We start from the raw sequence: 20,773 nt of genomic DNA on the forward strand, positions 1-20,773 counted from the left end.
GTCCTCCGACGGCGATGGCAAGGCGGCTGGTGAAGGAACGCGAGTTGCGGCGCCGCTGCAGGCGGCTGCTGAACGAACTGGGCATCCGGCCGCCGCTCGACGTCCTCGAGCTGTGCCGCAGCGTCGGCCGGCAGCGCGGCCGCCCGATCCGGCTGCTCCCGCACCGGATCCCGGTGCCCGGGCCGTTCGGGGCCTGGATCGCCACCGCCCAGGCCGACTACATCGTCTACCAGCAGGACACGAGCAAGCCCCACCAGCGCCACATCATCCTGCACGAGCTGGGCCACCTGCTGGCCGGCCACGGCGCCACCGAGGAGAACCACGACCTGGTCGACCGGCTGGCACCGGGCCTGGAACCGGCGGCGGTCCGGCGGGCCCTGCTGCGCACCTCCTACGACACCGATCACGAGCGGGAGGCCGAGACGGTGGCGACGATCATCCTGGAGTGGGCGTCGGTCCTCGACCGGGTCGCCCCGCCGTCGTCGGGCGAGGGTGCCGCGCGGGGGATCGACGCCGCGCTGGACGAACGGCTGGGCTGGCTGTGAACAGCAAGATCACGCTCATCGTGGTCCAGGGCGTGATCCTGTTCCCCGCCCTGCTGTGGAAGGTCTACCAGCTCACCCGCGCCCCGGGCGACGTCGCGCGCTGGATGGTCACCGCCTGCCTGGCCTGCTTCGCGGCCGCCTACCCGCTGGGCCTCTTGGCGGGCGACGTCAACCAGCCCGACCCCGGGCGGATCGTGCCGCTGCTGTTCCAGCACATCTTCCTCTGCGGCCTGGTCTTCTCGCTGGCGTGCTTCTTCCTGTTCTCGGCCCGCCCGGCCGCCCGGGCACGACGGCGCGCCCTGCTGGAAGCGGTACCACTGGGCGCGGCGATCCTGGTGATGGCGACCGTCACGGTGCTCATGCCGGACGTCCCCCCGGCGCAGTACCCCCGCGCGGGGGTCTCGATCTTCTACCTCGCGGCCGACCTGTACCTGACCTACGGCATCGCGAGCGCCTGCTTCTTCGCCCGCCGCTACGCGCGCGGGGCGGCGCCGCGGCTGGCCCGCGGGCTGTCGGTGGCGTCACTGGGGTTCGCGATCGGCGCGGTGGGCGGAGCGACCCTGATCGCGGTGGTCCTGGTGCACTGGGCGGGCGCGGCGATCCCCTGGCTGCTGGTCCAGGCGACGGTCTGGCTGGTGTTCCCGAGCGCGATCCTGCTCGTCGTCGGCCTGTCCTACCCCGGCGTCGCGACCCGCCTGGCGGCGGCCCGGGTGTGGTGGCAGCACCTGCGGACGTACCACCGCCTCCGTCCGCTGTGGACGAAGCTGCACGAGGCGTTCCCGGAGGACGCGCTGAGCCGTACGCCGCTCAGCCGCTGGCGGGACGCGCTGAGCGTGCTCGGCGTCCACCGCCGCTACTACCGGCGGGTGATCGAATGCCGCGACGGGCTGGTCCGGATCAGCCCGTACGTCGCGCTCTTGGACGGTTCGTTGCCGGATCGGTTGACGGAGGCGTTGCGAGCCCACGCCCGCCGCGAACCGGTCCCGGAGGAGCCGATGCCGATAGCCCTACCGGACGGCGGCAGCCTCGACGACGACGCCCGCGAGCTGGTCACCCTGTCCGAATCGCTGGCGGGGGCCGCTGAAGCGTCCCGGCCGGCACGCACAGCCGGAAGACCGGTCAGCCGCAGGGCACGCTGAGCACCACGCCGTTGGCGGTGTAGGTGTTGATCGCGGCACCGTTGCACTGGTACTGCACAACACCCTTGCCGCTGGCCACGACCTGCGCGGAACCGTCGACCAGCCGCGAAATCGAGACGGGCAACGGGATGATGGGCCCGAGCGGGAAGTAGGAATACTCGTTCACCGCGGTCAGCGCGGTCCCGGTGAACGTGAAGCTCTGGATCGGGCCACTGACGGCGTGCGCGGGTGTGACACCGGCGCCGGTCAGAGCGACGACCCCGACGGCGATGGCGGCGTACCGAGAAATCCGATGCGTCATGCCCACCGTTCTAACACCGCGGCCGGGGAACTGTCTGCCACCATTCGTACGCCCTCACCGGCACCGTTTGCCGGTGTCGCGAGCGCCGCCGTCGTCTGGCCACCCGGCAACGCATTGCTGAAAAAAGAAAGGACCGACAATGGCGAAAGCCGCTGACCACGACCGGTTTCCCCGGGCAGTACCGGCCGAACTGACGGGGCCGGTCACGGCGGCTCGACGCTGGTCAGCGGTCAAGCCACGGCGCGAGCAGCTTCTCCAGATCGGCATCCGACAGCGCCCGCGGCCCACCGTGGAACTCGTGCCACCGCGAAGCGTCCCGCGCCGCGTTGTACTCGACCTCGTACGCCCGCATCAGCACGTACATGAACGTCACCGAGCTGAACCGCTCACCCAGCAACGTCCGGGCTTCCCGGGCGACCTGCGTCGCACCGCACACGTCCGACAGCTTCAACGATTCCGCAGCCGGGTCCAGCAGGCTGGGGGCATACATCACGACGATTTCTCCATAACCGAAACGAAAACTCAGCCTTCAGCGGCCAGCTGGCCACAGGCGGCGGCGATCTCCTGACCGCGCGTGTCACGTACCGTGCACGCTACTCCCCCGGCATTGACCAGCCGCACGAACTCCCGCTCCACCGGCTTCGGCGACGCGTCCCACTTCGAACCCGGAGTCGGGTTCAACGGAATCACGTTCACGTGCACCAGCTGGCCCAAGTGCTTGCGCAGCCGCTTGGCCAGCAACTCCGCGCGCCACGGCTGGTCGTTGATGTCCCGGATCAACGCGTACTCGATCGACACCCGCCGACCGGACGTGTCCGCGTAGTACCGCGCCGCGGACAGCACCTCGTCCACCGACCAACGCTCGTTCACCGGCACCAACGTGTCCCGCAGCTCGTCATCCGGCGTGTGCAACGACACCGCCAGCCGAACCTGCATCTTCTCGTCCGCCAGCTTACGAATCGCCGGAGCCAACCCCACGGTCGACACCGTCACCGAACGCTGCCCGATCCCCAAACCACCAGGAGCCGGATCCGTGATCCGCCGGACCGCGGCCACCACGCGCTTGTAATTCGCGAGTGGCTCACCCATCCCGACCGTTTTACAAAACACCAGGACTGACGTCTGCACAGGTCAGAACGCCACTACGCATTCCTGTGTTACTCATCACCCCGAAGCACGCCGACCTTGCCCAAGGTCGAACACTTCCGGAAGCGGCGGCTCCGGGACCGGCCCGCTTCCCTGGTGTCAGCAAGCCTGCTCACCCGGATACAACCCCGTCAACACCGACCGCGTGCTGGGCTCAGCCGCTGACGCCAGCGCAGGCCGATGCCCGCTGCCGTTAAACCAGTCGACCACCCGCTCGATCTGGCGAAGTTCGACGCAGAGCCATACAGCCTGCTCACGAAGAACCAGATCATCGCCATGGTGGCCGATCCTCCCGACAGAGTGCAGCCGTTCAGCAGAATCACCGTGCCCTACTCCGCTGCTCCTGGATCGAATCGAAAACTTACTGGGCTGACGACCGTTGCGGCGGCGTGGCGAAGATGGCCGTGATCGGCAACCTCCGCCAGCCCTGACCCAATGATCGCTAGCTCCCGAGGCGCACACGATCCGCCCACCGCGGTGCTCTCACATCACACTTGAACGTCCTCTTCTGCCGATGTGCGGACGCCGACACCGCCGCGGGACCGGCCCGGACGAGACAGGCCGAGCGTTTCCGGCGCGCCAGGCAACCGCCACGGCCTTCCCGGCGTGCTGGTGGCATGACGTCGTCGAGGTCCTGGCTGCCCGAGGCGGCCCGGCTGTGGCTCCCTCTCGTGGTGCTGGTCGGCGGGCTCGCCGTGGTGTGGACCGGCGTCGCCATGGCCGCGGACGTGAACCGGTCGGCGGGGCTCTTCCCGGGGCGGGTCGTCTCGACCGACGTCCGGGAGGCCTCGACCGCGTACGTCCGGTACACCGGGCCCGACGGGGTGACCAGGACGGAGGCGTTCGAGCACCATCAGGGACGCGAGATCAAGTCGGGGCGCCAGGTGCAGATCCGGGTGTGGCCGGGAGAGCGGCGCGCGGAATTGGACCCCGGTGACGAGCACACTCCGGTCATCGTGGCCGGCAGCCTGCTGACCCTGACCGGCGCGGGCGCCACCCTCCTGCTGTTCATGTGGCACCACGGCGTGAGGCTGGATCTGAAGCTGGAGAAGTGGGGGGAACGGTTCGACGCGTGCCTGTGGTGGCTGTCTCGCTGGCGGTGACCTCCCGCGAGCACGGCAAAGAAGAGGGCTGGTCCGGTGTTCGAGGAATCGATGCGTAGGGCCACATGTCTGGCCGCCGGACGACCGGGTGTTTGGTCGCTGCCGCCGTGCGTTCAGGCGAGCTTGCGGACGAGTTCGCGCAGCCAGACGTCGTATGCGCCACTGGCATGCACGAGCTCGGGTACGAGGTACGTGGCCGTTCCGGCTGAGCGGATCTGCTGATCAAGGACCGGCAGCACGATGATCCGCAACGAGAACGGCCCGGCCTTGTGCCCGATCTCGGCTTCCACCGCCCGGACGACCGCGCCTTCCCGCCCCGGCCCTTGGGCGCGTGCGGCGCGGAATGCCTCGATTCCGGCCCGCTTGCAAGCCGAATGCCACGCGTTGGCCTCACCCCACCGCGTGCTGACCACGTGCCGAAGCGCCGGATAGCCGGCAAGGCCTTCGAAATCCGGCGGGCCGACCCTGTTCAGGTCAGCCATGTCCGGCGATTCCGGGGCCCGGTGAGCGACGGTCGGACGGGCGGGCCAGGCGCGCGCTCATGCCGACGAGCGGATGAGCGGATGAGCGGATGAGGCAGGGTGTTGGTCGAGATCGCAGCGAAGTGCTGGCCCATTTCCGGGCACGATAACTGGGCTGGGTAGTCGGAAACCACCGTCTCGTCAAGCCTGTGTAGGCATGCCAGCAGCAGCTTCAAGGCGCGGAGTCGCTCACGCACGCGTTCGGCCCTCTTATGGCGGGTGTCGCCGTAGATTCGCAGGGCTTCGCGCCAGCAGTCAAGTGCCCGAGCAATGTCGCCGCTCTCGCGCAGCACAACGCCGAGCGTGTCCAGCACGTGAGCGACAGACGTGGGGAAGAATTTGTGCGAAACGATGCCGAGTGCCTGCTCGCACAACTCGATGGCCCGGTGAGTGTCTCCTAAGCTGTGGTGGCTCATCGCCATAGCGCAAAGAATGCCGGCCTCACCTTCTCGATCGCCGGCTCGCTGGCTGAGGACGAAGCCGCGGCCAGCGTGCTGCAGTGCCCCCTGATAGTCGCCCAACTGGAGGCACACCTCGCTCAAGTCGGACTCGATCTGAGCTTCTATGCGTCCGTGCTGCGCACCGGGCGCCAGCGGCAACGCCGCCAGCAGACAGTCCCGCGCCTGCGCGTAGTCCTCCTGTGCCAGGTACCCATCACCAAGTTGCAGGAGCGCCGTCGCTTCCCACCATTGCTCCTCGGAATCACGGGCCATATCCAACGCGGCCAGAAGAACGCCCTCGGCGCCTCGCCATTGGCCAAGCAGTTGAGACGTCTCCCCCACATTGATCAAGGCCTGGATCTCGGCGAGGCGGCTACCACTGCGACGGGCTGCCCTCAGACCCCGCGAGTACAGATCGAACAGGTCGTCCCAGCGTCCCCGCCGATGCAAGATCATTGTGGTGGTCGAGACGAGGAGGAGAGTCAAGGACGTCTCTTCGTGCTGGTCAGCGTGCCGGGTGGCAGCAACCAGGTTGTCCACCTCGACGTCAGTCCACGCCCACGTCTCTTCATGCTCGGACAGCCGGATTTCCGGGCTGGTTGAGGTGGTCAGGCGCAGAGCGGGATCCCAGTCGCGATGCGCCGGAAACAGAGTTCGGAGTGCTGCCTTGGCATGGTGGGCGTACCACGTCAGCAGCGCAGTCCTGGCATGCGCCCGCTCTACCGACGAGTCGTCACGCTTGGCGCGGTCGGCGGCGTAGGCGCGCAGTAAGTCGTGAAATCGGTACCGGCGCCGGCTGGCTACTGACTCGATCAGGTGCGCTCGCGCCAGCGCCGCGAGCACCCGCTGCGCGTCATGCAGGTCAAGCTCTGCCACCGCAGCGGCCGCTTCTACACTGAATTCCTCACCGGGATGCAGTCCGAGCCGGCGGAACAGCCGCGCCTGTTCAGCCGACAAACGTTGGTAGGACCAGTCAAACACAGCCCGTACCGAAGCCCGTTCATCGCCGTCTTCGCTCAACGCATCCAGACGAAACCTCTCGTCGGCGAGTTCGGACACCACGTCGCCTACGGTGACGTCCGAAGTCGTGACGTGGCTGCGGCAATCCGCAGCGCCAGCGGCAACCGGGCGCAAAACCGCACCAATTCCCGGATCGCGTCCGGTTCGACAGCGCTACCGGCAGGCCCGAGGATGCTGGTTACCAACTCCACAGCTTCGTCCTCGGGCAGCAGATCCAGGGTCAACCGGGTCGCCGCCTCGGTCACCACCAGCCCGGTCAGGCTCTCCCGGCTAGTCACCACGACGACACACCCCGGCGATCCCGGTAACAACGGACGGACCTGGTCGGCGTTGTTCGCGTTGTCCAGCACAATCAGCATCCGCCGCCCGGCCAACACCGACCGAAACAACCCCGTCTGAGCCTCGACACCTACCGGGATCTGTTCGGCTTGCAGTCCCAACGCGCGCAGAAATCCCTCCAGCACCTCGCTGGGAGCGGCAGGAGCAGCAGCACCGTAACCACGCAGATTCACATGCAACGTGCCGTCGGGGAAGCGGTCCTGGACTCGATGAGCCCACCACACCGCCAATGTGGTCTTCCCGATTCCTGCAGTACCGTCCACCGCCGAGATCACCACAGCTCCCCCCACACCGCCGTCCTCCGCGGGCAGAAGCGCGTCCAAGGCTGCGATGTGCTCGACACGACCGGTGAAATCGGGAATCGCCAGCGGCAGCTGCCGCGGCACCGCTGGCTCAACTCCACGTACCCGCAGGTCAGCCGACATGGCCCGTGACACGTGCTGGAACCCCCCGGCCCGCATCGCCGGTTCAGCGTCCCAGCTGCCGGCAGCATCCCGAACACCCGCGCCATCCGTCACGGAAATCAGTGTGTCGCCCCCATGACGCCGACACAGCAGGAATTCCCAAATCAACCCACACGGACCACGCAACGCAGTCCTCAGACCGAGGCCTGACACTGAAGACGGCCACCACCCGTACGTGCCCGGTGAGCTGCACGGATGATACGCGAAGGAACGGGCTCGGCAATTTGGTGGAATCGTGCACGCCAAGTTTGGACGCCTCGACGTTCGGCGAACCAGCCCACATCCGACGCCCATCCCCGGGCGGAAGTAAGCCCGCTGCGGCTTCACCGGTGAGCTGACCAGGCACGTTTGCCCGAGCTACAGAACGTGATCGTGCGTCCTCTACCGCGACCGCTCGTACGTCCTCTCCTGCCGATGAGCAGGCTCGGTCATCGCGAGTCCGGTCTGGGGGATGCGGATGCCGGGGTCCTGATCGGTCAGGGTGATGGACATGGCGGTGCTCTCCTTGGGCTCTGTCGTTCTCGGCCAGCGTGGTGCGCCGGTGCGACGAGCTTCCGGCCTGGCCCGAGGTCGACCTCAATCGTGATCTGGCCCACAGAGCTCAGCGGTCGGATGATCACCGGCGGATGTGCCGAGAGTGCTCGGCCATGAACCATCTCGAACAGCTTCGGAGTACGGCGATCGAGCGTGGCATCCCGACCGAAGCGGCCGACCGGATCGGCGCTTTCTCCGTGTGGCGTTACGGCGTCCCGGAACACGTGGCGAACCTGCTCACCGGGCTGCTGGTCGATCTACGCGACGGCCGCGGTGCCGACCTGGCTGACGGTGTCCAGCGTGCCTTGGGCCGCCCGCCGCGGTCGTTCGAGGACTTCGTCGCGACCACCCTGGCCGTGACCGGCGGGACGCAGCCTCGAATGCGCGCTCATGCCGAATGCGGCTGTGGCGCGCCGGCCGCCGAAGGTCGACCGACGATCACTCTCCTCGCAGGTGCGCACGAATTTCCGCGGAGCGCGGGAGGTCGAATACGTCGTAGATCGCGAGTGCCTTCTCCCAGCAAGCCGCTGCCTGTCGGCGATCGCCCAGCTCGACAAATGATTCCGCCATGACGTCGAGGAGCCTGCCGACGCTCCTGAGATGACCGCGGCGCTTGTTTAACCGAGAGAGCGCTTCATTGCAGATCTTCACGGCCTCGGCGTTCCGGCCCTGGCTCTGGTACGCCAGCGCGAAGTGATAGGGGGAGGCGAACTCGAGGCCTTCCACATCGTCGGCTCGGCGGCGCAGCACCAGCTCGCGCTCGGCGTGCTCGAGAGATTGTTCGTGGTTGCCCAGACAAGCATGGACCTCGCTGAGGTTGCCTTCGATGACTCCCTCCATGCGCCCGTTCTGATAGCCGGCACTCAGCGGGCGCGCTCTGTGCAGGTAGCCGGCGGCGTCATCGTATCGACGCTGGGCGATGCTGATCAGGGCCAAGGTGTTGAGCGCCCACGACATAGCAGATGTCCGGCCGAGACGTTCCGCCAGCGCCAAGCCCCGTGTCGCGACTTCGATGGCCCGGTCGGCGTTGCGCTCGGGCATGTCCCAGAGGAATTCGGCCAGCTGACAGAGCATGTGGGCTTCGATGAGCTCCTCGCCGCTGCGCTGTGCTGCGGCCACGGTCGACTCGACGACGTCGACGACGTCGGTCCACCGGCCTCGACGCGTGAAGGTCCCTGTCGCCCCGTACAGCAGCATCACCGTCAGCTTGAGGCGCGCCATGTTCGTGGCACTCCAGCGCAGGACTGCAGACACATTGGTGGTCTCCTGGTCCCACCAGGCAGTGACGTCGTCGATCGAGGAAAACGCCAATTTCGGCAGGTCATCCGCCAGCGGCTCGCGGAACGGGTCGGCCCTGGACGGTGGGTGAGTGACCAGTTTCCCTGCTGCCACCTGCTGGGCATACCACTCGACCAGCCGCCGTTCTGCCTGCTCACGCTCGGATTGCGTGTTCTCGCGACCCGCTCGTTCCGCGGCATAACTGCGCAGCAGGTCGTGGAGGCGGTAGCGATGTCGTCCGGCCGGTTCGATCAGGTGTGCCGTCGCGAGCTTGCCCAGCAGCCGCCGGGTCGCCGCCAGATCGAGTCCGGCAAGAGCCGCGGCAGCGTGGGTACTGATATCCGCTCCCGGGAACAAGCCCAGCAGCCGGAACAGCCGCGACGCGGCGGCGTCGAGCATGCGGTAAGAGCCGTCGAACACCGCGCGGACCGTGGCTTCTTCATCGTCGGACATGCTCAGCGTGTCCAAGCGGGCTGGCTCGTCGGCGAGTTCCGCGATGAGATCGGCGATGGTGAGGTCGTCGATCTCAGTGACGCGAGCTGCCGCGATGCGCAAGGCCAAGGGCAGCCTGGCGCACAGCCTGATGAGCTCGTCCACCTGACCGGGGTCCGCCGCGGAGATCGCGGGGCCGATCAAGGTCCCGAGCATGCTCCTGGCCTCGTCCGGGCCAAGGAGATCCAAGGCCATCCGGCGAGCCGAGGTGTTGACAACCAGCCCGGTCAGCGACGCCCGGCTGGTCACCAGGACCAGACAGCCGGGGTCGCCCGGGAGCAGCGGTCTGACCTGGCTGGGTGTGTTCGCGTTGTCCAAGACGATAAGCATGCGCTTGCCGGCCAGCAGCGACCGGTACAGGCCAGCCTGGCTTTCGATGCCGGGAGGGATCATCTCACCCGGCACACCGAGAGCCTGCAGGAATCCTTCCAACGCCTCGCTTGGGGAGAGTGGGGCGCCAGGCCCGTAGCCGCGGAGGTTGACGAACAGGCTCCCGTCGGGGAACTGCCGCTCGACCTTTCGTGCCCAGTGCAGCGCCAGCGTTGTCTTGCCAACGCCGCCGGTTCCGTCAACCGCAGTGATCACTACGGCCTCAGCTCGGTCGTCCTGGGCTTCCACGCGTAGCTGCGCATCCAGGAACGCCAATTGCTCCTGCCTGCCGGTGAAGCCGGGCATGGCCTGCGGGAGTTGCCGGGGCACGGCAGGAGCCGACCACCACCGATTAGTCCCCATGACAGAGAGCTGCTGGATCGTTCCGGCCTGCACCACCGAACCGAGATCGCCGCCACCTGCGAGATTTCGGGTATGAATCGGATCCATGGGCAGCGGTCACGCCTCTCTGAGCGATGTCTCGAGTGCGGCGATTCCCGGGCGATCCTCCGGCTCACCTCCACACCCCTTGCCAACGCAGATCCGCCATGGCGCCAGCATGTGAGTCAGTCGCGCAAGACTCCGCCACCGTTACAAACAACCACTGTCCGTGAATGCAATGTTCCGAGGCCTGCACCGGGTGGCGTCCGACGGGACGCCAGCGCCTGGACTGATGCTCTGCCGGGAGTTCCTTAACGTCCTTCGCGGTCGATCAAGCGCAAAGCCTGCAACGGCGTACGGCCCGTCGCCTCGGCGAGGGCCGTCACAGCCGCTGCCGCCAGCGCGGTCAGGTTCAGAGCAGCCATCACCGCGTCCTCCCGGGCGGCGGCATCGGTGATGTTGTAGAGATCCGCGTTCTCATCGGCGCGGTAGGCCGCCACGCTTTCGACCGCGGCGCGGCGCGTGGCTGCCGCTTCTTTCGTTCGCTGCTCGACACTCGGCCAGTATCCTCGCCGGCGTCGTAAGTAGCCGCTGAGTGACCGTTGTCGGGGCTGTCAATTACGCATCCCGTGTCACGAGGGCCTACCCATCGGCGGCGAGCTGCCCACAAGCGGCGGCGATCTCCTGGCCCCGGGTGTGGCAGCGCCGCCAGCGAGACTCAACCGCGTCTCGACCCCGATCGGGCGACCGTCGTGCCGCGACACCGCCGTGCCACGGCGTCAGACGCTCGCGTGGCGGTCCCATCGAGCGGGAAGACACAGCTCTCGGAAGTATCACCGAGAACTTCGACGCGACAGCCCCTCCGGTGGAGTAGTCGGCAACGAGCTGCGCTCAGAGTCACTCCTACGGGATTCCCAGTCGAAAATGTGACGGTACTTCAGCATTGCTCGCCACGAGATAGGGCATGCTGATGTCGTGTCTAATCAGTCCAGTCTTGCGGGAATGCAGCGGATCCGGCTTCGGCCACTTCGCTGGTGGTGGGTTGCCATCGCGGCGCTGCTCGTTGTTGTCGCGGGCGTCAGTGTCGGATGGACGCTCTGGCTACAAAGCGAAGGCTCAACGGGACCTGCGTCGGCACAAGCTCACGCAGATGCGATCCGCACGGGGCTAGCAACCGCCGGGGGCACGGGTGCTGCGTTGGCACTCTTGCTCGCCGTCCGCCGGCAGCGCTCCACCGAACTCGCACTCGACCTACAAGCTGACGACTTGATCCAGAAAGAACAGGTCGCCTCAGTTAACAACCACGACGCCACAGAACGCCGCATCACAGAGCTATACACCAAGGCCGTCGAGCAGTTAGGCAATGACAAGGCACTCGTCAGACTAGGCGGCTTGCACGCCCTAGAACGACTCGCCCACGACAACAGAACCCACCGACAGACAATCGTGGATGTCCTCTGCGCATATCTACGCATGCCCTACACGCCAGCCGACCAGCAAACGCTTATCCATGCTCACCGGCTGCCTGCGTCCGCCCAGGAAGGAGACATCACTTTCGCTGCAGACTCAAACCTAAACGCCCCAGAACTCGAGCAACGCGAGCAAGAACGCCAAGTACGGCAGACTGCGCAGCGGATCCTCGCCAGCCACCTCAAGCCATACCGAGACAAAGAGGGGCAACCAAGCAACCCGAAGTTCTGGCCTGACATCGATATCGACCTCACCGGCGCCTATCTCATCGATTTCGCAATGAACCAGTGCGAGCTTTCCACCATCACCTGCAACGGCACAATATTCTCAGGCGAGACTACTTTTAGATCATTTTCATGCAATATGGCCTTCATTCAAAGCGCCGAGTTCATTAGACATCCAACGGCGGAGACCTTCATGGCAGACTTCCGCGGCTCAAAGTTCAGCTCTGATGCATGGTTCTCATATACCACTTTTGCCGGAAAGCCCTTGTTCAACGCTGACGAATTCTTCGCGGGTTCACACTTCAACGGACACGCAAGCTTCAAGGAATCAACCTTTTGTCGCGGCGCAAGATTCGATGGCGCGACATTCGAGGCGGGCGTCAACCTCACTGGCGCACGAACCCGAGTAGGCGACGACCCGGCAACATGCTGGCCAGAACACTGGGTCAAGTTCTCGACGAGCCAAGCCTCCGACGAGAACCGTCGCGAAGCGGGCGGCCAATGGCACGAAATCGTTACACAGGAGGATCAACTCTGAATTTAAGCACATATCTGGATTGACTCGTCGAACACGGTCAATTCGCTGGTCAATATTTTAAATTCGTCCCAACGACAAAATCTCATCGAGAGTCTGCCGCCCTCGACACCGACCTCGCGACCCAGACAGTAACAGCATGCGTAACGATGGAACAAGCAATGCGACACTGGATCCTGGAAGTTATCGACCTCTACCAGGCGACGTCCGAGGCCAATTGCGCACGAGCGTCTTCGCACGCGCACGTGAACGAAGCTACCGCAGGTGGGACGCTGTCCTTTGGTTCCACCGGACGAACGCTACCGCAACGACGGCCAAGTGAGCCGCACGCGATGACGAACGTCAGCGGCTGAGCCACGGTGCCAGCAGCTTCTCCAGGTCGGCGTCCGACAGCGAGCGCGGGCCGCCGTGGAACTCGTGCCACCGGGCCGCGTCACAGGCGGCGGCGTACTCGACCTCGAACGCGCGCATCAGCACGTACATGAACGTCACCGAGCTGAAACGCTCACCCAACAGGTTCCGTGCCTCGCGGGCAACCTCGGTCGCACCGCGGCCGACCACGTCCGCGAGCCGAAGCTCCTCCGCAGCCGGGTCTAACAGGCTGGGGGCATACATCACGACAAACACTCCACCATCATCGAAACGAACAAGATCAGCCTTCAGCGGCCAGCTGGCCACACGCCGCCGCGATCTCCTGACCGCGCGTGTCCCGCACGGTGCACGCGACGCCGGCGGCGTTCACCAGCCGCACGAACTCCCGCTCCACCGGCTTTGGCGACGCATCCCACTTCGAACCCGGCGTCGGATTCAACGGGATCACGTTCACGTGCACCAACTGCCCCAAGTGCTTGCGCAGCCGCTTCGCCAGCAGCTCCGCTCGCCACGGCTGGTCGTTGATGTCCCGGATCAACGCGTACTCAATCGACACCCGGCGCCCGGACGTGTCCGCGTAATACCGCGCCGCCGACAGCACCTCGTCCACCGACCACCGGTTGTTCACCGGCACCAAGGTGTCCCGCAGCTCGTCGTCCGGCGTGTGCAACGACACCGCCAGCCGCACCTGCATCTTCTCGTCCGCCAGCTTCCGGATCGCCGGCGCCAACCCCACCGTCGACACCGTCACCGACCGCTGCGAAATACCAAGCCCAGCAGGAGCCGGATCAACAATCCGATATATCGCCGATATAACGCGACGAAAATTCGCGAGAGATTCACCCATCCCCACCCTTTTACAACGCGAGATAGATGCGTGGACGCACAGGTCCAGAGCACCATTTGAGTCAAAATATGAGATAACGCACAGCGCTTCGATCCCCACCCACCGTACCGGCCACACAAAGCTCGGACCCCAGCCGACCACCAGCGGCGAACGCCGAAAGAAGCAGTGCAACCCGCGTTGAACACGTTCGAGATCGCCTTCGACGGCCACCGGGCCACCGGGCCGCCGGACGCAAGGCTCCCAAGCTACACCGCCCGTTTGACAGGCGCGCCAGCGTCGGCTTGCGCGTCATTCCTCGGTTCGCAATCGTCGACGGAAGGCTACGGCCTCGTCCGGCGAGTTCAGCTGAAGTGTCGACCGATCACACTCGGGCAACTGGGCATCGGTGGCCTGCCAACTGCGGGCGTCAACGGTAAGGAGCCTGATCGTTCCCGCCAGGAACGGGCGACGACCAGGCGCGCGATCAGTGTCTCCGGCCGACGCGCAGTTCTGTGACGGGGCTCCTGATCCAAGCTCCTATCAGGTCAGACCCGTCTGGCCGGTGCGCATACGGTGCTGCGCCCGAGCGGGCCGACAAATCGAACGCAGGACACCACGAACTACCCGTGGGTCACACCTTGGCCGGGGTCAGACGAGCCCGGCGCAGTTCCAAGCCCCAGTCTTCACAGATCTTGCTATTGGTCTGCGGCCGATAAGGCCGGGTTCGCTTCGGGGTGATCCCCAGCTCCGCGCAGGTGCCGCGCCAGGCGTGCGAGCGGTAGGCCGAGCCGTTGTCCGACCGCACCCGTTCGACGGTGACGCCGCGGGCGGCGAACCAGGACACCGCGCGGCGCACCGCAGTGGCAGCAATTTCGCCGGCATGGATTTCGGCGTAGGCGACGCGGGAGTGGTCGTCGAGCACAGGTGCACGAACGCGGTCCCGATCTTGGGGTTGCGGCGGGCGTTGCGGGGCTTGCCCAGTGTCGCGGCCCGGTTGCGCTTGCCTTGAGCGCGGCCGACGAACCGGTGTCCGCCGCCGCCGTCGGGGATGTTGCCGAACTTGGTGACATCCACATGGATCAGCGAACCGGGCTGGTCGTGTTCGTAGCGGCGCAGCGGTTCACCGGTGACCCGGTCGATCCGGGACAGCCGGTTGATTCGGCACCGGGTCAGCACCGCGTGCACCGTCGAGGCGGGCAGGCCGAGCCGGCCGCCGACCTGCAGCGGGCCCAGCCGCTGCCGCCACCGCAGCCGCACGATCGGCCACACCAGGTGCTCGGGGGTGCGGGCAGGGCTGCGAGGCGGGGCGGCAGCTGCGGTCAGCCATCCCGGCCACACCTTCGGCGCGGTAGCGGGCCGCCCACTTCGCGGCGGTTTTGGGTGCGACCATGAACATTTTCGCTGCTGCCGCGCAGGGCCAGCCCTGTTCGACGATCAGACGGGCCAGCCGCCGCCGGGTGCGTGGGGTCAGGGTGGGACACGAAGGCCTCCGGATGGTGATGTGGTTCCTAGACAGCTCCACTTCACATCCGGAGGCCTTCACCTGTCTGCACGACAGGCCGCCACGGTCACCTCAACTCGGGACAACCTCCCTGAACATCACACCTAGGACGCCGGCGTTTCCCGGTCGTGGCTCTACACCCAACCGGACCTGATCGCGGGCCTGCGTCAACTCGCTGGACAAGTACCAACGCCACGATCAGCCCCGGCCAGTGAACAGTCCCTGCGAGTCCGCCTCGCCGCGGCTCAGACGCGAAACGAACGACTCCAACGGCGAGTCGACGCTCTCACCGAGCAGAACAACCAACGACGCCAACAACTCGAAGTCGCCTACGCCGAACTACGCCGCCTCGAAGCCTCGCGACCCCCCTTCGACGCCGGGACTTGATCAACTGCAGTATAGATTTGATTGAAGTTGGTCGTTTTCCCACTGCATGCACAATCGGTGGTTCTTATAGATATCGGCGTTGATCACTCGATGCATCGTTACAGCCTGCCGAGTCAACACGGACAGATAACGGCATCCGGTCCCATACCTGACAACGAGGCCGAGTTATGGTCTGATCCTCCTATGACATCCGGGTTCGAGGCCTCCGCAGCGAGGGCGTTGAGTCAGGTCAGTTGGAAGCTCTTCGGCGCAGCAGAGAAGCGCATGGCCAAGAAGCGCGTCCGGCGCGACGCTCGCACGCTGGTGTCCACCCGGGTCGCCGAATCCTTCCTCACCGAACTGAAAGAGGACGAAACGAGAAAACTCTCCGATTATCTCGGGTCCCCTGACTTCGAGGAGATCGCTCTTCAGTTTGTCCTTGGTCGTTCGCTCGGCGATATCTTCTGGGAGAGCGCTACTGCGGATATCCGAGAACAATTGCGCCACGGTCTGCGTGCTTCCGCTGGCCTACGCAAGGAACTACTGGTCACCGCGACTGACGTCGTCTTCGACTCCCTCGCAACGGCGTTCGATGAGAGCGTCGATATCAACGTAAGCGCCAAGCCAGACTCAAGTTTCATCGCAGTAGCCACACGTTTGACCACCGCAGCTGTTGCGAACTCTCAGCTTCTGCGTGGGCTGGAGAACCTAACCGAGTTCCACGACTTCGCCAGCGCGCTGCGCGTCCAGGTCGCTTCCCAGCACGAGCACATGCGTCCGCCTCACCTAGGGCTTAGCAAATCCGTGCCGTACGACCAACTCTACATTGAGCCCAGTGTTCTGCCCATCCCCGATCATCCGTCTGAAACGCCTCACCCGGCGCGGCTAGCTCTGTCTGGGCATCGTTCCGTCATACTCGGCGACCCGGGCGCCGGCAAGTCAACCCTCGCAGCAAAGCTTGCTCACGATGTTGCCAGCGACCTAGTCCCCGGGGCCGAAGGCCGCGTGCCACTCCTCTTGGTACTGCGGAACCACGCTGGCTCTTTTCGCGACGGCGGCAAGAGCCTGGTGCATTATCTGGAGCGGACTTGCGCTGATCCTTACAACCTAGAGCCACCCGACAAGGCCATCGAGTACCTGCTGCGCAATGGCCGGGCGGTCGTGATGCTCGACGGTTTGGACGAACTGGTCGAGCCCGATTTGCGACGCAAGGTCGTCGATCTAGTCCACGGCTTCGTCAACCTTTATCCACTTGTACCGGTCCTAGCCACGGCTCGGCGTATCGGCTACTCCGATGCACCTCTAACAAGCCCTCTTTTCAGTCACGGCGCCATAGCCGAGCTGGACAATGACCAGGTCCGCTATTACGCGGAGCACTGGTTCGCGCTCGACGAGAGGATCCCGAAACTCGAGCGTCCACAGATATGTAATTCATTCATGGCGGAAAGTGAGGGCATTTCAGAACTTCGATCGAACCCACTTTTACTTGCCCTGCTTTGCGCGCTGTACGCCAGCGAACGCTACATCCCAAGCAACCTTGCGCAGGTTTACGAGAGATGTGCAACAATGCTGTTCGATCGCTGGGACTCCATGCGAGGTATTGCCAAACCATTTCAGTTTGTCGGTCGGTTGCGCGCCGCAGTGCAGTACCTGGCGTGGCAGCTTTTTACCGCCAGGGAGTCTGGAAAAGCTCAGCCCAGACACGCGATTGTCCGCACTCTCACCGACCATTTGACAGCCAAAAAGTTTGATGAGGACGAGGCCTCTGCCACAGCCGAGCAGTTCGTCGATTTTTGCACCGGACGCGCTTGGATCTTGACTGATGTGGGCGCGACCGAGCAGGAGCCCCGCTTTGGTTTCACACACCGCACCTTCATGGAGTACTTCGCCGCAGAGCATCTCGTACGTACTCACTCCACGGCTGAAAGACTATGGAATCAACTCGATACTCACATTTTGGACAGCGAATGGGAGATGGTCGCCCAAATTAGCCTCCAACTGTTGGACCGTAACATCGACGGCGCTGTGGACGATTTTCTTTCCCTAGTGCTCGAGTTCTCCTCCAGCGATCATAAGGCAGGTTCGACCTTGTATCCATTTGCGGCGCGCACCCTGCGCTACGTACATCCCAGGCCCGATACGATCGCCGACGTGGTGTCTGCTGCCCTGGAGTGTTCACTCGACCTAGACATCGGTACGCGGGGACACTACGGGTTCGCCAGAGGAGTCATGACACTAGACGCCGACGAGGCGCTGCGAGATCTCGTAGGTGAGTGTTCACCAGCAAACTTGCCCACCGTGCAGAGGAAAGTTGTAACACATCTGGAAGGTCAGATCTATTCTGGCAATGAGACAGCTATGCTCCTCGTTCTCAGGCTTGCTGGAGCGTCGTTTCTTGGCCGTATGGGGCACGTGTGGGATTCTTTTGTCGGGGAATTGCGCGATCGACATGAGTCACGCTTGAGGACGTGGGGTAGCCAGGCCCCTTGGGCGAGCATTGCGGCGGGCGAAGACCCGGGACTGATACTTACGCGATTCGGGCTAGAGCCACTTTATAAAAGCGTTATGTATCCGACCGCGTATCACCCATCAGTGATCGAACAGATTCTTTCTGCTGATGAACCTTTCAACAGATTCGACTTCTTTCGACAATTGCAGAATCTGCCGCACCCTTGGATCTCCGACGATCACTGGTGGCGCGACTTCCAGGCATTGTCCAGCGACGATTCTCCACTCGGACAACAGGAGGTCATCACGCCTGGCGTGTTGTTATTACTTCCTTGCTTGGAGATGTATGAGCACGGACATCAACCGTTCCGCATGTCCAAGGTAGATCAAGTGATGGCTGAACTCATTGAGGCACGCGCCAAACGCGGCAATCGCTCGATTATCAGCAAACTGGACCTTCACCCTTCGTTCACGAACGAGATGATGGACTTCCTCATGGCATGGACCAACGGTGAGTTCGACCTGGTCGTGCCACCGCCGCCGCCAGAGTAGAATCGCGCCCGTTCGAGGGCAAACGACTTCGGTCTGAATCACCTCGGCTTTGCGACCTGTTAGGAGCAAGCCGCGAGTCTGGTCACTCACACGGACCGACAAGAGAAGGTGCATGGCCACGCGCCGTCAAAGGCAGTTGAGCTTGGCTCTCACCTCGCCGACCTGCTCATACGAACTCGATGACGTGGACTAGGGCGTGTCCTGTAAGCGGTGGAGCTGGGCCTCTGGTAGTTGTGCCGGGTGGTTGGTCGCGGTGAGTTGATGGACAAGGCGTGGGCGGTGATCGAGCCGTTGCTGCCGCCGCAGCAAGGCGGTGGGCGGCGGTGGCGGGATCACCGTCAGGTGATCAACGCGATCCTGTGGAAGCTGCGCACCGGCGCCCCGTGGCGTGATCTGCCTGACCGCTACGGGCCGTGGAAGACCGCGCATGAGCGGCTGCGGTTGTGGACCAAGGACGGCACCTGGGACAAGATCCTCGACCGGGTGATCGTCAAAGACGACGCCGTCGGCGACCTCGAGTGGGTCATCTCTGTCGACTCGAGCGTGGTCCGGGCGCACCAGCACGCCGCGGGTGCCCGGAAAAAAGGGGATGCAGCGACGAAATCGACGCCCTCGCTCTCGACGGAGAAGGACTCGGCCGGTCCCGCGGCGGACTGAGCACCAAGATCCACCTCGCCGTCGACGGGCGAGGCCTGCCGATACGGATCCTGCTCACCCCCGGCCAGGCGGGAGACAACCCGCAACTGGTGCCGTTGCTGGATGGCATCAGCGTCGCCCGCCTCGGGCCGGGACGTCCGCGGTGCCGGCCGAAGACTGTGATCGCGGACAAGGCCTATTCGCATCCTTCAACTCGGGAGGCGATGCGGGACCGCAGAATCACCTTCGTCAGCCCCGAACGGGACGATCAGATCGCCCGCCGCAAGGGCAAGGGCTCCCGCGGCGGGCGACCACCGGCCTTCGACGCCGAGGCCTACAAGCACCGCAACGTGGTCGAACGCTGCTTCAACCGGCTCAAACAGTTCCGTGACCTGGCCACCCGCTACGCCAAACGCGCCGCCTACTACCAGGCAGAACTCACCATCGCCGCCATCATCCTCTGGCTCCGATGACTTAGGGACTGTCCCAAGATCGGTGTTTCCGGCCCGACACGCCGGGCTGAGGTCCGGCGGGATGGGCACTGTGAGTGATGACATCGGAGCTTGTGAGTCCACGTAAGCGTGAGTCGAAGCCGGCGCGGGAGCTGTCGCCGGAGCAGGCCGCTGCGGCGGCGATGGTGGCCGAGGCGAAGGCTCGCGGGCTGGCGTTGACCGGCCCGGACGGCCTGCTGAAGCTGTTCACCAAGAACGTGCTGGAAACCGCCCTCAACGAGGAGATGACCGAGCACCTCGGGCATGAGAAGAACCAGGCCGACCCCGACCGCGAGTCGAGGAATGTGCGCAACGGCACCCGCCCGAAAACGGTGATCTCCGACACCGCGGGCGAAGTCGGTATCAACGTGCCGCGGGACCGGGAGAGCACGTTCGAACCGCAGATCGTGAAGAAAAGGCAACGGCGACTCACCGAAGTGGACGAGATCGTGCTGTCACTGTATGCGAAGGGAATGACGACCGGGGAGATTTCGGCACATTTTGCCGAGATTTATGGTGCTGCGGTGTCGAAGGAGACGATCTCGCGGATCACCGACAAGGTCGTCGCGGAGATGCAGGAATGGGCCAACCGGCCGCTGGATGCGATATATGTGGCGGTGTTCATCGACGCGATCCACGTCAAGGTCCGTGACGGGCAGGTCGCCAACCGGCCCGTCTACGCCGCTATCGGCGTCACCGTCGACGGCCGCAAGGACGTCCTGGGTCTGTGGATGGGCGCTGGCGGGGAGGGCGGGTGACGACGACCAGGTTTGAGAAGTCCGCCGCGATCGTGTCAGGTCGACGAGCATGCGGTAGATCCCGGCTGTTGATTCCGCGTCCGTCCCGTACGGCCAGACGTAGGGCATCAGGTCGAGGGGCGAAGGTATCGCCAGTAGCACGTCGGGCGAAGCGGACCAGTTGCTGAGCGAAGTACACCTGCTACACGTGCCATCCGGCCGCTCGCCAGGACAGGGCCTGCATGTGACTGTTGTTGGCCCACCATTGGCGCCGCTCGTACGCCGAGGCCGGTAGACCGTTGACCAGTTCCGCGATCTCGGCGAAGGAAAGCTCAGCAGCAGCCTGGTCAGCAGACGCGAGCGCGGCGAGGTACCGCTGGAGAGGTTCGTATTTGCCCGCCATGCCGCGTCTCCTCACGGTAGATCCCAGTGACCGTCCCACGCGACGACGTGTCTTGCCATCATGACGCTGTAACGCCGCGTGACCAACTCCGGCAGGACTGCCCGCAGGCTGTTGACCGCGCACGCGTCCATCCCGGCCCA

The 20,773-nt window shown here is 64.8% G+C and carries 16 protein-coding genes and 4 pseudogenes; 7 read left to right on the forward strand and 13 right to left on the reverse strand.

All coding sequences use genetic code 11. The features are described 5' to 3' along the window. Positions 1 to 29 precede the first annotated feature (29 nt). Positions 30 to 545, forward strand: coding sequence for a hypothetical protein (locus AB0F52_RS40095; protein WP_360182634.1), 516 nt, complete (start codon positions 30 to 32; stop codon positions 543 to 545). Further along, positions 542 to 1,684: an MAB_1171c family putative transporter gene (locus AB0F52_RS40100; RefSeq protein ID WP_360182637.1), complete on the forward strand. Its 1,143-nt coding sequence runs from the start codon at positions 542 to 544 to the stop codon at positions 1,682 to 1,684. Before AB0F52_RS40095 ends, AB0F52_RS40100 begins: the two co-directional genes overlap by 4 nt. On the opposite strand, the gene AB0F52_RS40105 is transcribed toward AB0F52_RS40100, so the two are convergent. The 3 genes and pseudogenes from AB0F52_RS40105 to rlmN all read right to left on the reverse strand — a co-directional run. Next, positions 1,665 to 1,985, reverse strand: coding sequence for a hypothetical protein (locus tag AB0F52_RS40105; RefSeq protein ID WP_360182640.1), 321 nt, complete (start codon positions 1,983 to 1,985; stop codon positions 1,665 to 1,667). The two genes, AB0F52_RS40100 and AB0F52_RS40105, sit on opposite strands and share 20 nt — an antisense overlap. Before the next feature lie 223 nt (positions 1,986 to 2,208). Then, a complete protein-coding gene (locus AB0F52_RS40110) occupies positions 2,209 to 2,475 on the reverse strand; it encodes a hypothetical protein (RefSeq protein ID WP_103343090.1) in 267 nt (88 codons plus the stop codon). Between the two features lie 32 nt (positions 2,476 to 2,507). Further along, positions 2,508 to 3,098, reverse strand: a pseudogene (rlmN, locus tag AB0F52_RS40115) (23S rRNA (adenine(2503)-C(2))-methyltransferase RlmN); the annotation flags it as partial. 650 nt (positions 3,099 to 3,748) lie between these two features. Here rlmN and AB0F52_RS40120 point away from each other — a divergent pair. Beyond that, positions 3,749 to 4,234 carry a hypothetical protein gene (locus AB0F52_RS40120; protein ID WP_360182643.1) on the forward strand — a complete coding sequence of 162 codons (486 nt, stop codon included), beginning with the start codon at positions 3,749 to 3,751 and terminating at the stop codon, positions 4,232 to 4,234. Positions 4,235 to 4,347: 113 nt separating this feature from the next. On the opposite strand, the gene AB0F52_RS40125 is transcribed toward AB0F52_RS40120, so the two are convergent. The 6 genes from AB0F52_RS40125 to AB0F52_RS40150 all read right to left on the reverse strand — a co-directional run bounded on the left by AB0F52_RS40125 (position 4,348) and on the right by AB0F52_RS40150 (position 10,572). Further along, positions 4,348 to 4,716, reverse strand: a complete 369-nt coding sequence (locus AB0F52_RS40125) for a hypothetical protein (RefSeq protein ID WP_360182646.1) — start codon at positions 4,714 to 4,716, stop codon at positions 4,348 to 4,350. Beyond that, entirely contained in the window at positions 4,704 to 6,257 is a 1,554-nt protein-coding gene (locus tag AB0F52_RS40130; RefSeq protein WP_360182649.1) for a tetratricopeptide repeat protein, read from the reverse strand. Before AB0F52_RS40130 ends, AB0F52_RS40125 begins: the two co-directional genes overlap by 13 nt. 5 nt (positions 6,258 to 6,262) lie before the next feature. Beyond that, the gene (locus tag AB0F52_RS40135; RefSeq protein WP_360182652.1) at positions 6,263 to 7,072 is read right to left on the reverse strand and encodes an NB-ARC domain-containing protein; all 810 of its coding nucleotides are present in this window, start codon (positions 7,070 to 7,072) and stop codon (positions 6,263 to 6,265) included. A 737-nt stretch (positions 7,073 to 7,809) separates the two neighbouring features. Next, a complete protein-coding gene (locus AB0F52_RS40140; protein ID WP_360182655.1) occupies positions 7,810 to 7,944 on the reverse strand; it encodes a hypothetical protein in 135 nt (44 codons plus the stop codon). A 46-nt stretch (positions 7,945 to 7,990) separates the two neighbouring features. Beyond that, the gene (locus AB0F52_RS40145; protein ID WP_360182657.1) at positions 7,991 to 10,141 is read right to left on the reverse strand and encodes a tetratricopeptide repeat protein; all 2,151 of its coding nucleotides are present in this window, start codon (positions 10,139 to 10,141) and stop codon (positions 7,991 to 7,993) included. A gap of 242 nt (positions 10,142 to 10,383) precedes the next feature. Further along, a complete protein-coding gene (locus AB0F52_RS40150) occupies positions 10,384 to 10,572 on the reverse strand; it encodes a hypothetical protein (RefSeq protein ID WP_360182660.1) in 189 nt (62 codons plus the stop codon). A gap of 502 nt (positions 10,573 to 11,074) precedes the next feature. Between AB0F52_RS40150 and AB0F52_RS40155 the strand changes: the two genes are divergently transcribed. Then, positions 11,075 to 12,304, forward strand: a complete 1,230-nt coding sequence (locus AB0F52_RS40155) for a pentapeptide repeat-containing protein (RefSeq protein ID WP_360182662.1) — start codon at positions 11,075 to 11,077, stop codon at positions 12,302 to 12,304. 339 nt (positions 12,305 to 12,643) lie between these two features. On the opposite strand, the gene AB0F52_RS40160 is transcribed toward AB0F52_RS40155, so the two are convergent. The 3 genes and pseudogenes from AB0F52_RS40160 to AB0F52_RS40170 form a co-directional block, all read right to left on the reverse strand. Further along, the gene (locus AB0F52_RS40160) at positions 12,644 to 12,916 is read right to left on the reverse strand and encodes a hypothetical protein (protein ID WP_360182714.1); all 273 of its coding nucleotides are present in this window, start codon (positions 12,914 to 12,916) and stop codon (positions 12,644 to 12,646) included. Between the two features lie 37 nt (positions 12,917 to 12,953). Continuing rightward, positions 12,954 to 13,526: pseudogene (locus tag AB0F52_RS40165) on the reverse strand (radical SAM protein); the annotation flags it as partial. A 661-nt stretch (positions 13,527 to 14,187) separates the two neighbouring features. Further along, positions 14,188 to 14,994, reverse strand: a pseudogene (locus tag AB0F52_RS40170) (IS481 family transposase); the annotation flags it as partial. A 576-nt stretch (positions 14,995 to 15,570) separates the two neighbouring features. On the opposite strand from AB0F52_RS40170, the gene AB0F52_RS40175 reads away from it, so the two are divergent. From AB0F52_RS40175 to AB0F52_RS40185, 3 genes and pseudogenes are all read left to right on the forward strand, one after another. Continuing rightward, positions 15,571 to 18,366, forward strand: coding sequence for an NACHT domain-containing protein (locus AB0F52_RS40175; protein WP_360182665.1), 2,796 nt, complete (start codon positions 15,571 to 15,573; stop codon positions 18,364 to 18,366). A gap of 261 nt (positions 18,367 to 18,627) precedes the next feature. After that, positions 18,628 to 19,475, forward strand: a protein-coding gene (locus AB0F52_RS40180; RefSeq protein ID WP_360182668.1) for an IS5 family transposase whose coding sequence is annotated in 2 segments (ribosomal slippage) — positions 18,628 to 18,975 and positions 18,978 to 19,475 — 846 coding nt in all. Because the reading frame shifts where the segments join, the coding sequence is not laid out codon by codon here. A gap of 77 nt (positions 19,476 to 19,552) precedes the next feature. After that, positions 19,553 to 20,245, forward strand: a pseudogene (locus tag AB0F52_RS40185) (IS256 family transposase); the annotation flags it as partial. Positions 20,246 to 20,432: 187 nt separating this feature from the next. On the opposite strand, the gene AB0F52_RS40190 reads toward AB0F52_RS40185, so the two are convergent. Continuing rightward, a complete protein-coding gene (locus AB0F52_RS40190) occupies positions 20,433 to 20,633 on the reverse strand; it encodes a hypothetical protein (protein WP_360182671.1) in 201 nt (66 codons plus the stop codon). Positions 20,634 to 20,773: the final 140 nt, after the last annotated feature.

The organism is Amycolatopsis sp. NPDC024027 (genome assembly GCF_040638975.1).
GTDB lineage: Bacteria > Actinomycetota > Actinomycetes > Mycobacteriales > Pseudonocardiaceae > Amycolatopsis.